The sequence below is a fragment of the Rosistilla oblonga genome, assembly GCF_007751715.1.
In the GTDB taxonomy this organism is placed as follows: domain Bacteria; phylum Planctomycetota; class Planctomycetia; order Pirellulales; family Pirellulaceae; genus Rosistilla; species Rosistilla oblonga.
In genome coordinates this window covers 7,076,755-7,092,007 of the sequence record NZ_CP036292.1, presented here as the reverse complement: position 1 = coordinate 7,092,007, position 15,253 = coordinate 7,076,755, and the positions used below count along the sequence as shown (strand labels likewise).

9 protein-coding genes are annotated in these 15,253 nt (G+C 59.5%); 5 read left to right on the top strand and 4 right to left on the bottom strand.

Annotation, left to right across the window (positions count from 1 at the left end):
* Positions 1-357 precede the first annotated feature (357 nt).
* From CA51_RS25050 to CA51_RS25035, 4 genes are all read left to right on the top strand, one after another.
* Positions 358-1,725: a DUF1501 domain-containing protein gene (locus CA51_RS25050; RefSeq protein WP_145123837.1), complete on the top strand. Its 1,368-nt coding sequence runs from the start codon at positions 358-360 to the stop codon at positions 1,723-1,725.
* A 63-nt stretch (positions 1,726-1,788) separates the two neighbouring features.
* Positions 1,789-2,781, top strand: coding sequence for a phosphotransferase (locus CA51_RS25045; RefSeq protein ID WP_145123836.1), 993 nt, complete (start codon positions 1,789-1,791; stop codon positions 2,779-2,781).
* 213 nt (positions 2,782-2,994) lie between these two features.
* Entirely contained in the window at positions 2,995-5,382 is a 2,388-nt protein-coding gene (locus CA51_RS25040; RefSeq protein WP_145123835.1) for a protein-disulfide reductase DsbD family protein, read from the top strand.
* 159 nt (positions 5,383-5,541) lie between these two features.
* The gene (locus CA51_RS25035; RefSeq protein WP_145123834.1) at positions 5,542-8,154 is read left to right on the top strand and encodes a TolC family protein; all 2,613 of its coding nucleotides are present in this window, start codon (positions 5,542-5,544) and stop codon (positions 8,152-8,154) included.
* Here CA51_RS25035 and CA51_RS25030 read toward each other — a convergent pair.
* The 4 genes from CA51_RS25030 to CA51_RS25015 form a co-directional block, all read right to left on the bottom strand.
* On the bottom strand, positions 8,148-8,870 hold the full coding sequence (locus tag CA51_RS25030) for an RsmE family RNA methyltransferase (protein ID WP_197451462.1): 723 nt from the start codon (positions 8,868-8,870) through the stop codon (positions 8,148-8,150). The genes CA51_RS25035 and CA51_RS25030 overlap by 7 nt on opposite strands.
* Positions 8,867-9,823: a ThuA domain-containing protein gene (locus tag CA51_RS25025; RefSeq protein ID WP_145123832.1), complete on the bottom strand. Its 957-nt coding sequence runs from the start codon at positions 9,821-9,823 to the stop codon at positions 8,867-8,869. Before CA51_RS25025 ends, CA51_RS25030 begins: the two co-directional genes overlap by 4 nt.
* Before the next feature lie 88 nt (positions 9,824-9,911).
* Positions 9,912-11,366 carry a neutral/alkaline non-lysosomal ceramidase N-terminal domain-containing protein gene (locus tag CA51_RS25020; protein WP_197451461.1) on the bottom strand — a complete coding sequence of 485 codons (1,455 nt, stop codon included), beginning with the start codon at positions 11,364-11,366 and terminating at the stop codon, positions 9,912-9,914.
* Between the two features lie 46 nt (positions 11,367-11,412).
* Positions 11,413-12,201, bottom strand: coding sequence for a dienelactone hydrolase family protein (locus CA51_RS25015; protein ID WP_145123831.1), 789 nt, complete (start codon positions 12,199-12,201; stop codon positions 11,413-11,415).
* Between the two features lie 611 nt (positions 12,202-12,812).
* On the opposite strand from CA51_RS25015, the gene CA51_RS25010 reads away from it, so the two are divergent.
* The gene (locus CA51_RS25010; protein WP_197451460.1) at positions 12,813-14,681 is read left to right on the top strand and encodes a glycoside hydrolase family 97 protein; all 1,869 of its coding nucleotides are present in this window, start codon (positions 12,813-12,815) and stop codon (positions 14,679-14,681) included.
* Positions 14,682-15,253 lie beyond the last annotated feature (572 nt).

The window sequence follows — 15,253 nt, the reverse complement described above, 5'->3', positions numbered from 1 at the left end:
GGCGAGCGGCCTACGGGGATTTGGACGCATTCGTTCGTTGTGCAGGCGCGTACCACCGCGTCAAATTTCAAGCCTGGATAGTGTCCATCAGCACCTGGACTGTCGTTTATGGGTCACTTGGTGTGGCGGGAATGGCGTTTGGGGGTGCTCGTCCCGTCGCTACGAACCGAGCCGCCTTTGCTATCGCAGGCAAAATACAGCACGAATCCGCAAGTTTCGTTTGTTGTACGGCGGGCAATTGGCCGTTACGATATGCGTTAGGTTGCCCGATCCAAAACCAACGGCGGCCGCAAATGACTCTCAACCACGCGCGAACGACTTGAAGGTTGTTCGTTCCTACCTGTGGAGCAATGTCTGATGTTAACGATTCTCGGCCGATCTGGCGGTGCTGGTCAGTATTGTGATGGCGTCTCGCGGCGCAACTTCATCAAAGTCGGCGGGATGACGCTGGGGACGCTTTCGTTGCCCCAGTTGTTGCAGGCCGAAGCGGCAAAAGGTGAAGGGCATCGTTCGCACAAAGCGGTGATCAACGTCTTCCTGCCCGGCGGCCCGCCCCATCAAGACATGTGGGATCTCAAGCAGGATGCCCCGAGCGAAATTCGGGGCGAGTTCCGGCCGATCGGGACCAGCGTGCCGGGGATCGAAATTTGTGAGCTGTTTCCCAAGCTGGCCAAGCAGATGGAGCATTGTGCGATCATCCGCTCGGTCGTCGGCGCCAAGGGGCCGCACTACAGCGACCAATGCGTCACCGGTTGGGACGCTCGGAACAACGAACCCGCCGGCGGCTGGCCGTCGATGGGCGCATGGGTCAGCAAACTGCAAGGCCCCGCGGGCAACGCGATGCCGCCGCACGTGAGCCTGATGTACAAGACGCGTCATGCCCCGTGGGGTGAACCGGGCGCTGGCGGCTTCCTTGGCTTGGCCCATGCACCGTTCCGATTGATGGGAGGCAAAGGCGAGACCTCCAAGATCGACAACATGGTTCTCAAAGACATCACGCTCGAGCGACTGCAGGATCGAGCCGGCCTGCTGAAATCGATCGATTCGCTGAAACGGGATCTCGACAGCAGCGGCGCGATGGACGGGATGGACGCTTTCACAAACCAAGCGTTGGGAATCCTGACCAGCAGCAAATTGGCCGACGCGATGGATCTGTCGAAAGAGGATCCCGCGACCGTCGAACGTTATGGCAAAGGAGATCCGCAGTTCCGCGCCGACGGAGCGCCCAAGATGGTCGAGAATCTGTTGATCGCCCGACGGTTGGTCGAAGCGGGGGCACGCGTCGTGTCGTTGAACTTCAGCCGTTGGGATTGGCACGGCGGCAACTTCAAACGCGCCCGTCAGGACATGCCGATGTTGGACCAAGCCCTCGCCGCGCTGATCCAAGATCTCGTCGAACGGAATCTCGACAAAGATGTTTCGGTCGTCTGCTGGGGTGAATTCGGTCGCACGCCGAAGATCAACGCCAACGCCGGACGCGACCACTGGCCTCGTGTTTCGACGGCGCTGTTGGCGTGCGGTGGAATGCGAACCGGCCAAGTGATCGGTTCGACCAATCGCTTGGGCGAATACGCAGTCGATCGGCCGATTCAGTTTCAAGAGATCTTGGCGACGCTTTATCACAACCTTGGCATCGACCTGAACACGGTCCGCGAGTTCGATCTCCGCGGGCGGCCTCAATATCCTGTCGCTCAGGGAATCGAACCGATCCGCGAACTGGTCTAAGCGTCGGCGGTTGCGATCGGTAGAATCAAGGCTTTGCCCTGGCTCCGCAACCGATTTGCTCGCATGAACGAAATCCCCGAATCGATTCTCCATCAGCTGCTCGCGCCGCGAGGAGCCACACGGATCGAACCGGCTGCTAGCGGTTGGGGCCTCAGCGGCGCGAGAGTCTATCGCGTCGAGGCCGATGGGACCAGCTATTGCCTGCGGCGTTGGCCGCTGGGAACCGAGCTCGCGCGAGTCGATCAGGTGCATCGCTTTATGACCGCCGCGCGATCCGGCGGATGCCTGTTAGTCCCCGAGGTCGGCTGTCGCCAGGGCTCAGCCGCCAGGACCGCTAGCGAAAATAGCGTCTGGGATTTGACGCGTTGGATGCCCGGGCGATGCCTTTCGCGCGACGAACTGTCGCTTCCGCGGATCGAACAGGCGGCCGCAGCGATCGCCTCGATCCATCAGTCGGTTGCCGCTGTCGATTGCCAAGACCAGGTCGCTCCGGCGGTCTTGGCTCGGATCGCGCGGATCGACCAACTGACTCACAACAATCCGTTTGATCGTGCGCTCGCTTCGCCACCGCCACTGCAATCGTTGGCTCGCCGCGCGATGGCACTCTGGAATGCGAACCACGCTTCGATTCGCTATCGCTTGCAAGAAGCGGCGGCGGTCCGAGTGAGAACCCAATGGGTGCTGCGCGATGTCCACCTGGAACATCTGTTGTTTGACAACCTTGGCGACGCGGCGGAAACCGTTTCAGCGATCGTCGATTACGACGCCGTCCGCATCGACACGCCAGCGACCGACCTGGCGAGATTTCTTGGAAGTTTTGGGGGAATACCTCCCCAGTGGTATAATGCAGCTATCGCTTCGTACCGTCGGATCTGCCCGCTGGCAGCCGATTCGGAGCGTCTGATCCCCTTGTTGGACGCCGCCACCCATTTGATAGCGTCGGCAAATTGGACCCAATGGCTGTGCGTTGAGAACCGCAGGTTCGATGCGGGAGCGGAAAAAGCTGTCGATCGCTTCCGAGAAGCTGTCGATCGGGCGGAAATGCTGTTCCCGTAGCCCCCACGGCGCAGATATATGTCAGTTGGTGCAGGTTGGTTGGATATTTTCGGCCGCGAGTGAAACGTTATGTGTGCTAACGCACACGAAAAACGTTCGATCGCGCCGACTAAGCTGTTGACCCTGTTTTTGTCGACACCGTAAAATTTTCTGTCTCTGTAGGGGGCAGAGCTTATCACCCAGGCTATCCAGTCGTCTCGGGGAAAACCCAATATGAAGTGTCAAATTATGGTAAACCACGGATCTCGATTGGCTACGCTGATCTGCTTGCTCGCGCTGGCTGTGCCTGCTCTGGCTCAAACCGATCGACGATTTAACCTCACGCCTCAATTGCCTTCGGGCTTGAAGATGGGGGCTGTCGAGAAAGAGGTGCAGCTGACAGCGACGTTCGAACAAGCCGAGGGGACCGACCGCGGCCGCGTGCATGTCAAAGCGGTTGTTGCCAAGGACTGGCATCTCTATTCGGTCACTCAGCCCGCCGGCGGTCCCAAGCGAACGCGGTTGGAACTGGGCGAAGGCAGCCCGGTCAAGCTGCTCGGTCCGTTCACTCCCAACACCGCTCCGCAGAAATCGAATCCCGAGATCTTCCAAGGCGTGACGGTGGAAGACCATGTCGATGAGGTCATCTGGACGGCGCCGATCCAGTTCGCCGATCCGGCCAACCCGGCGTCCAGCGAATTGCAAATCATCGTCGATGCTCAAGCTTGCAAAGACGCCACCTGTCTGCCAGTCGAAGAGACGCTGACGGCAAAGTTCACCGGCAGCTACGCCCCGCCGATGGCCGGCGGTGAGTTCCGCGATGAAAACTCCGTTGTCTCCTGGAGTGCCGAATTGCTGCCGGGCAAGGTTCGCCCCGGCGACGATGCTCAATTGATCGTCCGCGCGACAGTCGATGACGGCTACCACTTATATAAGTCTTCGACAGTCGATGCCAACTTCTCGACGGTCATCATCGTGACCAAGAAGAATGCGTTGCGCGTTGGCTCGCCGACCGCTTCGAGCGAGCCGGTGCTCAGCGACCAACAGATTCCTGGCTTGGCCGAGATCGCGTATCACGAAGGGGATGTGACCTGGACGTTGCCGATCCAAGTCGACAAGACCGCCGAAGCGGGTGAGTATCCGTTGGAAGTGATGGTCGGTTACCAAGCGTGCACCGACAGCAGTTGTTTGGAGCGGCGTGGTATTCGTTTGACAGCGGCGATCACGCTGGGCAAAGAAGCTTCCGATGCCGCGGTTCCCGTCGCGATCACCTCGCTGGAATACCGCGAGATCGCCGAAGCTGCCACGGTTGGCAACTGGGTCGACGATCTGTCGGCCAGCGTTGGAACCGAGGGGGGCAGCGGATTCAGTATCCCGCTGGCTCTCGCCTTTGGTTTGTTGGGCGGTGTGATCTTGAACCTGATGCCTTGCGTGCTGCCGGTAATCGGGTTGAAGGTGATGTCGTTTGTCGAACAAGCCGGCCAAGATCGCGGCAAAATCCTCTCGCTGAACCTTTGGTATACCCTCGGATTGCTGTCGGTCTTTTGGTGCTTGGCAGCCGTCGCAATCGGGTTTCGCACCTTTTACGGCGAATCGTTTTCGTGGGGTGAACAATACACTTACATCCAGTTTCGGCTGGGGTTGATGGTCTTCGTCTTTGCGATGGCACTCAGCTTCCTGGGCACCTGGGAGATCCCGCTGCCCGGCTTTGCGACCAACAGCTCCGCTGGCGCGCTGCAGCGGAAAGAGGGCCCCGCCGGTGCGTTTTCCAAGGGCGTCTTTTCGACGGTCTTGGCCACGCCCTGCAGCGGACCGTTCCTGGGCCCTGTCTTTGGGTTCATGCTGACGCAGTCGAACGTCGTCGTCGTTGCAGTCTTCACGGCGATCGGACTGGGGATGGCGTTGCCCTATCTGTTGATCGGACTGTTCCCCAGCACGATCGCTTGGCTGCCCAAGCCGGGCGAATGGATGGAGACCCTGAAACAAGGGCTCTCGTTCTTCCTGCTGGGAACGGTTGTCTATCTGTTCGCTGGCGTCCCCGATGAATACCGCGCCGCCGTGTTTGGCATGCTGATCGCGGTCTGGTTCGGTTGCTGGATCATCGGCCGCGTGCCGAACTGGGAATCGATGCAGAAGCGGTTTACAGCTTGGTGCACCGGTGCGAGCGCGGCGATCGCGCTGACGCTGCTGATGTTCCACTTGTTGGTTCCCGCAGCGGAGATCATGAAGTGGGAATCGTACAGCGAAGCCAAGTTGATAGCATTGCAAAAGCAGGGCAAGACCGTGATGGTCGACTTCACGGCCAACTGGTGCCCGACTTGCATCTACAACTTCAACAGCGTGTTGAACACCGAATCGATGGCCGAAGCGCTGCAACAGCACGACGTCGTCCCGATGAAAGCCGACTGGAGTCAACCGAGCGACGAGATCAAAGCGAAGCTCAGCGAGCTGAAGAGCGCGTCGATTCCATTGCTGGCAATCTATCCCGCCGGCGATCCGAAGAATCCGATCGTGCTGCCCGATATCTTGACCGACAGCCAGGTCAAAGCGGCGCTGAAAGCGGCGACTGGATCGGAGTCGGTTCCTCAATCCGCATCGCGCGACAATGGCTTGATGCGATAACCGGCAAACTTGCCGCAGACCGGACACGCCTCAGTTCCCGGGCAAGCACTTCGATCTGCACGGTAGAATTGATGCAATCGGTTCGCGTGGTAATCGATAACAGAATGGACACGATTGTCGGACACCCAGTTCCGCTAGGTCTATTCTGCCAGGTTATCGATGCAGGTTATTCATAAGATCATCGCGACGTTCTCGATCGCTCTGCCGCTAGGTTTTGCAGTGGCTGGCGATCCAGTCAATCCGTTGGCTCCGGTGATCGGTTCGGACCAGAGCATGCAGCTCTGGAATCGGCCCGCCCCGGTTAACCGGCCTGCTGCGGCACGAACCGCTCTGGGATATCCAGCCCCCGCGCCGCCGCGACACTCGGGGACATCGCTCGGCAGGCCGTTGCCCAAACGGGTCCAACGGGTCCGCGAACCGGCGACACCTAAACCGTCTGCCACCTTCGTTCCAGCAGCTGTGCGACTATCGATCGCTCTCAACGGGCCCACGCCTCCTGAAGACGAAACGCCTTCTCCCAGCGACCGGTTGCCCGATTCGGTGCTGACGCAAGACAGTGCATCGCAGCCGCAGGAAGTGGCTCCGTCGCAGCCTGCGGAAGACGAACAACCGGCGACCGATGACGCGTCCGCGACCGATCCGCTCGAACCGCCGCCGCTTGTCGACCTGCCGGCGATCCAGCTGCAGCCGGCGGAAAACGCCGACGCTTCGCAGCAACCGCTGCCGGATCCGCCAGCGACCTCATCGCCCGATGTCGATGAGGTTCCAAGCATCATCCACACCCAGCGTCTGCCGAAGGTGCAAAAGCCTCAACCGCAGCGTCTGCCCCACATCATCGGTGAATCGCAGGGATCGGGGCCAAGTCTCTACGACGCGTTTCGGCTGCCCAATTTGGACAACCAGCCCCACGAACCGTTGCAAGTCGCTCCCCTGCCCCCTCGGTCCGATCCGCGGCTCGACAGCGAGATCACCGGGATCGCGATCCCCGATGTACCGCCAATGCGACGCGAGACGATCGATCCGCCCCGCCCCGACGCGGTGGCCGAAGATCTGCCGCCCCCAGCGGCAACTCCGTCGCAACCGCTGCCTCAGTTTGAAGCGCTTTTGGAGAGTATCACCGAGACGCCTGCCGCGGACCCGCAGCCGGCCGCTCCAATCGAAGCGATCGCTCCGCCGCGCACCGCGTCACCACAACCGGAGGGAGCCAGCGTCGTTGTCGATCGCGTCGATCCCCAGCCGTCGCTGCAACGCGATGGCAAGTGGTGGGATGATGAAATTCGCAAACCTTTGTTGCGGTTCGATCGCTCTCAAGCGATGACGCTGGAAGATGCGTACCGCGCGGCGCTGCGGTTTTCACCCGAGCTGCTGTCGTTGACCGCGGAAGTCGACAGCCGCGGTTACGAGGTCGCTCGCCTGGACGCCGGATTCGACTGGACGGTGTTTGTCGAATCGATCTGGGCTCATGAAGACGATCCCGTGGGGGACGCGTTGGCCGGTGCTGCTGGCCGTTTGGAAGCCAACGATTACGGCACCCGCTTCGGCGGCCGCCAGCGAAATCGACTTGGCGGCGATCTCGAAATCGCGCACCGCACAGGTTTCCGCGATTCGAACTCCAGCTTCTTCACCCCACCGGATCAAGCTAATCAACGCTTGTCGATCGATTACACACAACCGTTGTTGCGCGGTGCGGGTTACCAAGTGAATACCAGTCCGGTCGAACTGTCGAAGTTCGCCCATCAAGTTTCCGTCGAAGATCTGCAGGCCGGGATCGAGCAGCAGTTACAGGTGGTCGCCGTGGCGTATTGGAATCTGGTTGGCGTCCGCGGCCGGTTTGTCCAAACCCGAGCATCGTGGCACCGCGCCGACAAACTGTTGAAGATCGTCGAGAAGCGTCAGCAAATCGATGCTGGCAAGGACAATATGAACCGCATCCGCAGCGCCGTTGCATCGCGTTACGCAGCGACGGTGTCGGCCGAATACGATGTGGTGCGGGCTCAAGAAGCCTTGCTCCGCGAAATCTTTGGTTCGAACTACGCTCAACAGCAAGGCTTTGAATTTGTCACCACGACGCTGCCGCCCGAAACGGGTGAAGCCAGCGACGTGCAGCACGATGTCGAAGTCGGGTTGGCCTATCGCCCCGAGGTGCGGCGGGCGTTGAAGCAGATTCAATCGGCGGCGATCGAAAACAACGTCGCCGACAACGAGTTGCTGCCGGTTCTGAACCTCGTGCTGTCGACCTATTCGGCATCGCTCCGCGGCAACAAGCAATTCGGCGACGCGTTCCGCGATCAGTTCGTCGATTCCAATCCAGGGATCAGCGGCGGGCTGACGTTTGAAGTCCCCGTTTACAACCGCGCCGCGAACGCTCGCCAGCGTCAAACGGTAGCCAATCTAAAACGCTTCGAAGCCGATCTGCAGGGCGTGGCGGCCGATATCGCTTTGGAAGTTCGCGACCGCTGGCTGGCGACAGCCCAAGCCGCCACCGATCTCGACCTCAAAGGACGCGCTCTCGTCTCGGCTCACGAAGATCTCAACTACGTCAACGCTCGGATGCGTTACCTCGCCGACGGTACCAGCTTTACCGATCTCTACCTGGACAACATCCTCCGCGCTCAGGATCGTCTGCAGGCGTCGGAGAATTCTCTGCTGCAATCGCAAATCAATTACGGCGTCGCCCAAATCGATCTCGGCCGCGCGACCGGAACGCTGCGGCAATCGTTGATGGGGCCGCCGAATGTCGCTTCATTTGCCGAGCCGCAGTTGGTTCACTGAGCGATCGACAGCAGCGCGCCGACCGCAGTTTCGACTCGTAAGATCCGCGGTCCCAGCGAAATCGTCGACCATCCGGCATCGAGCGCCGACCGAATCTCTTCGGGATCGAAGCCCCCTTCGGGACCGACGGCAAACAACACCGGGTGCTGGCCGCTCGGGTCGGCTGAAACGCCTGTCGGGTCGGCCACGATCCGCTGCACATCGGCCGGTGGATCTATCGTCGTACCGTCGAACAACGCGCTCGCGTCGGCGGTGACAAAATCGGACCAAGCGATTGCCGGGGCGATCTGCATCAAACGATTCCGCCCGCACTGTTTGCTGGCGTCGATCACGTACCGCTCAAGCCGCTTTCGTTGGCCATCGCTGGGGCGAGCGACCGAACGGCGGCAGACGATCGGCACGAAGCCGTGAGCTCCCAGTTCGACAGCTTTTTCGATCACGCTGCGAGCGCGATCCCCTTTGGGGAGCGCCACAGCGATCAACAGCATCCGCGGCGATTCGCGATCGACCTCGCCGATCTGATCGATCCGGCATTCCACTCGCTTGCGAGAAACCGATTCGACGGTCGCTTGAGCTTCGTTGTTTTGACCGTCGAACAAGGTCAGCGTCGCCCCCGGTTTAACTCGCATCACGCCGGCGGCATGATGCGCTTCATCGTCGGTCAGGGCGACGCTTGAGTGGCCGATCAGATCGGGAACTAAATACCGTTGACTCATTCGAACGACCGCTTGCTCGCCGTTTCGAAGGTCGGGAAGTCCTTGGGAACTTCGGTCAGGGTGACGTCCCCCGTCGCAGCCCATTCGGTTCCGCGGATCAGTGTCGTGATGAACCCGACGCATTCCATCGAATAATCGGCGTGTCCCATCGGCGTGTGGTAGACACGTCCCTTGCCGTAATCGATCGTCATCATGATCGGTTCGTGGCGTCCGGTCCCTTTGAAATTTTCGGCGGCAAAGGCGGTTGCCAGGATCGTCATCTTGTCGGCTGGGCCCCGCAGTTGTTGATACAGTTCATCTTTGGTGTGCATCCACGAACGGGGCAAACCGCGGGTGATCGGATGGTCCGGATTGCGGACGACGATCTGGTACTCGTGCTGCGGTCCGTGAGCTCCGCTTCGCCCTGGCGACGTGTCGCGAACCGTTTTGCCTTCGGCGTCGATGAACACGTAAGGCCCCGATTTCTCATTGCGGCCGCCCCAGCCACCCAGCCCAATCATCTTGTTGTACTGTGGCCATTCGGAGAACGCGTTGTCCGCCGCATGAACCACGACCAACCCGCCACCGGAATGGACGAACTTGTCCAATGCCGTCTGCGTCTCCTTGGGCCAAGCCGCCGCGCTGTGACCGAAGTTGTTGATCACGACGTCGTAATCGGAAAAGGTTGGCTTGAAGTCGGGGTCGGACTTCGGCTTGCTGAGGCTTTGGTATTTGCGTCCGTCGTTCAGCGGATAATCGTCCAGCAGCTTTCCGCCGTTCCAGGTGTATTGGGTGCGTCGCACATCGACGGTGAACCGCCCGGTCTCTTCGAGATACCGCTTCATCATGACCGTTGTCTTGGGCCAGTCTTCGTGGTTGTTTTGACCATCGACGATCAGCGCCTTCAGCTTTTCAGCAGCTCCGGCGGACAGCGGGACCAGCGCTAGTAACAGCAGTAAAAGGGTACGCAGCATGGGAATTACTCTTGGGTGTTGTTGGGGGAGAGCGTGATCGTCCGGCGGACGATCACGCAAATTATAGCCGTGTCGCGGCAAGGGGTCGCTATTGGCCTGGCGTCGCCAATTGTCGCAACTGTGTCAACGCCGATTCGATCAACATCTCTCCGCTGCCAGGTGCGACCGCAGAGTTGATGACTTCATATCCGCCCCCCGCGAAAGCGCCGCGAGTGGGGATGTACATCGTCTCGTTGCTGTTGGCCAGTTCGACGACCAGTGTCGTTGGATAGGGAGATCCGCGTTTGATCGCCAGACCGATGTCGACGAAGACCTCACCGGGCAGGAAAACGATCGCCGCTTGATCACCCAACGCGATCGTGGTCACATCGACCGGCAGCGACGCCCCGACGCCACGCAGGCTGTGCACCTGACGGCGAGGCGTGATATCGGGAACGGGTTCCCCGTGCCGCAGTTGATACAAATGCAACGCTCTGTAGGCCGCGACCCGATCCATCATCGCGATCTTTTCACCCGCTTCGGCTGCGGGGATCAATTGCTGGGCTCGTTCGATTTCCAGTGGCGAAACCTCTTGCAACGGCAACTGGACCACGGCGTGTGAGACTTGCAGACGCGGCGAATCGATTTTAGTAAGCGTCGGCAACGCGTCGACGATCGTTGTCGCCAGCGAGCCGCCGATCATATCACACTTGTTCCGTTCCTTTTGGTTCGGGTTGGAGTGATTGATGTCGCCGCAGGTTCCCGCACCAAACAGCGAGATGGTTTGTTCGCCCAAATGCTTGCGGAGTGCTTGTTCGATGTAAAACGGGAAATCGGCACTCCACTGGGTTCCGCCGACGGTATCTAGGTGCAACGCAAAGTTGCTCATGACGCCCAGCGGTTGATCGTCGGCTGCCGAGCGAAACATCAGCAATCCGATCTCGGGATCGATCGGACCCGCCGCTCGGACGACTTTCGGATTGCGATGGTTTTGCCACGTGGCAACGCTGCCGTCACGCATCACAAATCGACGATTGAACGAGACGGGAGTCTCTTGGTTCGTTTGCCCGCAAGCGATGCTGACCGGCACTGCGGCAGCGTTGGCTTGCACGATCGCCGCGACGATCTGGTTGCTTAAGTATTTCGCATAACTCTTTTTCGAAGCTTCGGAATCGGGTTGCTGTTGAACCCGATACAGTTCGGCGAAGTAGTCCGGCGCGGTGTGCGCATGCGTCGCCGAAACGACGATCTGATCGGGAGCAATCCCCGTCGCTTTGGCCGCTTGATCGCGGACCTCTTCGTACAGGTCGCGCGAGACACCGAGCATGTCGCAGAACGCGACTGCACAAGCTGTCTCACCGTCACGCATCACAATCGCCTTGGCACGCAGCGGATCCCGCTGGCCAGTCGACAACCGCTCGTGAAAATATCCCGCCATCGGATACGACTCCAAAGGCGTGATATCGACATCGGCCACTCCCACCCGCAGATCGTCCGCGACGCAGGTTGTGGTGACAAGAAACAGGAACGCTGCAACGCGGAGTAACTTGGTAGGCAGAGGCATTGGGTGGGATCTCGTGCGGGGACTCAGGTGGGAAGAACGATAGCTTCTATTTGCCGGCGAATAATTCCGTGAAGAAGACTCGCATTGCATTCCATGATCGTCGGTCGGCGCGCGGATTGTAAGCCGCACCGGCCGAATTGTCGTTGCCCGCCATCGGCTGCGTGAACGAATGGACGGCGCCGGAGTAATAAACCATCTGCCAATCGACGTCGGCGGCGTTTAGTTCGGCTTTGAAGGCTTCGATATCGTCAGCCGGAACAAACGGATCGTCCGCTCCGTGGCAGATCAGCAATTTGGCTTCGATGTTTTTCCCGTCCGCTGGCGTGGGAGAATCCAAGCCGCCGTGGAAGCTGACGACGCCACCGATCTTGGCGCCGCTGCGAGCCAGTTCCAACGCGCCGGTGCCGCCGAAGCAGTACCCGATCGCGGCGACTTTGTCGGCCGAAACGTTCTCGATTTTCAGCAGCTGGTCCAGCCCAAGGTTCAAGCGGCGGCGATACAGATCGCGATCATTTTTGTAGACGCCCGCTTGCTTTGCGGCATCCTGCCGGTTGGCGGGACGAATCCCCTTGCCGTAGATATCCGCAGCGAACGCGACGTAGCCGAGTTCGGCCAATTGTTTGCAGCGTCCCTTTTCGTAATCGGAAAGCCCCATCCATTGATGCACGACCAACACGCCGGGAGCATTTGCTCCAGCTTTCTCGGGATCCCAAGCCACAAAACCTTCCAGCGTGACATCGCCATCGGTGTACTGGACAGTCTTGGTTTGGACTTCGGCAGTCGCCGTGTGCAAGCTGACCAGGGAGGCGAACAGAACGGCAAACACGTATCGCATGAGAGAGATCCTGAAGGGTTCGTGAGCTGAGTTAAACGACGCGCAAAAACGCGAAAACAAGTTTAACGGAAGTCGCGCCCACGATCGAGAATGCGTCACCGAAACAACAGGCGTGTTGAATCCAACGATCCAGCACGGTTCGCAGAAGCGAGCCAACGGTTGGGAGCGCAGCGAATACCACCGAAATCAAATCGCTACCAGATTCCACGCACCGCGAAGCGGCCACAGAGGGTAGCCGGTGGTTTGAGCGCAGCGAATACCACCGGACTCGATCGCGTAATCGCCCGCCGTCCCCAACGGGGACGCATATCGATCGAGCAATTCGGGGACAGAGCTTGTTTTCAGGCGGTACCGAAGTCGCTCTCTGGACGGGCACGCATTCTCCCCGAAAAGATAGACTGTCCCTGCTTGAGGTTTTGAACAATGCCGCACCAACGCATGCCTGCGATTACGTTAACACCGTCACTCAACAGCTCTGGCAGGCCTCGACACAGTTGATCCCGCTGCATCCTCCTTCGACTATATTGCATGCAGGCTTTTTTATTTCCCGCTCCCACTCAATGGTTTGTCGAATGCTTCGTGTTGGTTTGCTTCGGACGCTTCTCTTTAGCTTGATAGGACTTGGGGTTCACGCGAATCTGACGGCTGCTGATCCGCAGCCTCAGTCGGTCGCTGTCGCTTCGCCCGACGATCGATTGTCGCTACGGTTGGATTGCTCCGACGGCACCCTTCGCTATTCCGTCCTCGCATCGGGCGAACAGGTGATCGAGCCGTCGCGATTGGGCTTGGTGCTGCGAGACGCCCCGTCGCTGTTGGATGGGTTTCAGGTTCAAGCGGTGCGGACCAGTTCGCACGATTCGACGTGGAGTCCTGTCTATGGCGAGCGGAGTTCGATTCGCGATCACTATCGCCAAGCGGAGATCGATCTGATCGATTCGCAACAACCGCCGCGGCGGATGACGTTGCGGGTCCGCGCCTACAACGAAGGGATCGCCTTCGCCTACCATGTCCCCGAACAGGATGGGCTGAAAGACTTTGTGATCCAACGGGAACAGACCGAGTTCCGGTTTACTGGAAATCACAAATGTTGGCCCGTCTATTCGGCACAAGGTGTCTACGAACAGACCAAGTTGCAAGAGGTCAAGAAGAACTGCGAACGGCCGCTGGTCCTGTCGGCTCGCAAGGATCTATACCTCGCCGTCGGCGAAGCTCGGTTGGTCGATTACGCTCGCATGCGGTTGGAACCTGTCGAGGGTGTCGACAACGCGCTGCAGGCTCAATTGGCCAGCGAAGTGGTTTGCCAAGGAGGTGTCACCACACCATGGCGTTACGTGATGGTCGCCGATTCGCCGGCGGAGCTGCTTAACAACAACGCATTGAGTTTAAATTTGAACGATCCTTGCGCGATCGAAGACACCTCTTGGATTCGCCCCGGCAAAGTCATCCGCGAGGTGACGTTGACGACCGCCGGCGGAAAGGCCTGCATCGATTTCGCGGTCGCCAACGGGTTGCAGTATGTCGAATACGACGCCGGATGGTACGGACACGAATACGACGATTCGTCCGATGCATCGACGATCACCGTCGATCCCAAACGGTCCGCCGGGCCATTGGACCTTCACGAAGTGATCCGTTACGGCAAGCAGCACGGGATCGGAATCATTGTCTATGTAAACCGGCGAGCTCTGGAAAAACAGCTCGACCAAATCCTTGACCTCTATCAAGAATGGGGCATCGCGGGAGTCAAATACGGATTTGTAAACGTCGGTCCGCAGAAGTGGACGCAGTGGTTGCACGACGCGGTTCGCAAAGCCGCCGAGCACCAATTGATGGTCGACATCCACGATGAATACCGACCGACCGGCTACGAGCGGACCTATCCCAACCTGATGACTCAAGAGGGAATTGGCGGCGACGAAACGTCACCTTCGAATCAACAGACGCTGCGGATTCTGTTCACGCGAATGTTGTGTGGGGCGGCCGACCATACGATCTGCTACTTCAACAGCCGCGTGACGCGGAACGCCAACCACGCCTATCAATTGGCCAAAGGCGTCTGCTTCTACAGCCCGTGGCAATTCCTCTACTGGTACGATCGCCCCGCCGGTCCCGGCGCAACGGCAGAAGGCCGGATCGGCGACGAACCGGAACTGGAGTTCTATCGGGAACTGCCCGTCGTCTGGGACGAAACCCGCGTCTTGCAAGGAGAGATCGGCGAGTTTGCCGTCATCGCCCGTCGCAGCGGAAAAGATTGGTTCTTGGGAGCGATGAACGGCGACCAACCGCGGACCCTGTCGGTGCCGTTGGACTTCCTCAGCGACGAGCAAACGTTTACGGCGCGACGCTATTTCCACGACTCACAAGTCGCCACGCGGACCCACGTTGGGATTCGCAACGAATCGGTCGCCGCCAGCAAGTCGCTAGAGATCCCGCTGGCGGCTCGCAGCGGTGAAGCGATCCATTTTGTCGCTCAGGACTAATCGGAGTTAACGAGAGCTTTTGCAGTCCCTCGCAATCCGGTCACTTTAAAGATTACCGAGCAGTTTAACGCCGCAGGTGCGTGATGCGTACTCCTGCGGCCCTCTTCAAATGTCCGCTATCCGTGGTCTGTCGCTCTCTGGACGGGCAGGCGTTCTCCCCGAAAATGCAGACTGTCCCTGATCGAGGTTCCAGATTCAACGGACCGCGAAGCGGCCACAGAAGGTAGCCGGTGGTTTGAGCGCAGCGAATACCACCGGACTCGATCGCGTAATCGCCCGTCGCCCCCAACGGGGACGCATATCGATCTGCGATCCTTCCGGGAGCATCGAGGCATTCCGGAGGCGGAACAATTCGGGGACAGAGCTCCTTTTCGGGCGGTACAAAACTCGCTCGCTGGATGGGCAATCGCTCTCCGCGAAAATATAGACTGTCCCTGCTGTGATTTTCTCGAGCAGTGGGGTTGGCTTAGGACCAAGGCCCCCGATCGCTCGACGGTGATTTGGCATATGCTGGGATTGTCCGAAGGGTTGTTGCGATAGGTTTGGTGCAACGGGATCGAGTCAACGGAAGC

Coding starts and splice junctions, on each gene's coding strand:
- CA51_RS25030 (WP_197451462.1), bottom strand. CDS start 8,870: ATGAGTCAACGGTATTTAGTTCCCGATCTGATCGGCCACTCAAGCGTC.
- CA51_RS25015 (WP_145123831.1), bottom strand. CDS start 12,201: ATGCGATACGTGTTTGCCGTTCTGTTCGCCTCCCTGGTCAGCTTGCAC.
- CA51_RS25050 (WP_145123837.1), top strand. CDS start 358: ATGTTAACGATTCTCGGCCGATCTGGCGGTGCTGGTCAGTATTGTGAT.
- CA51_RS25025 (WP_145123832.1), bottom strand. CDS start 9,823: ATGCTGCGTACCCTTTTACTGCTGTTACTAGCGCTGGTCCCGCTGTCC.
- CA51_RS25040 (WP_145123835.1), top strand. CDS start 2,995: ATGAAGTGTCAAATTATGGTAAACCACGGATCTCGATTGGCTACGCTG.
- CA51_RS25035 (WP_145123834.1), top strand. CDS start 5,542: ATGCAGGTTATTCATAAGATCATCGCGACGTTCTCGATCGCTCTGCCG.
- CA51_RS25045 (WP_145123836.1), top strand. CDS start 1,789: ATGAACGAAATCCCCGAATCGATTCTCCATCAGCTGCTCGCGCCGCGA.
- CA51_RS25020 (WP_197451461.1), bottom strand. CDS start 11,366: ATGCCTCTGCCTACCAAGTTACTCCGCGTTGCAGCGTTCCTGTTTCTT.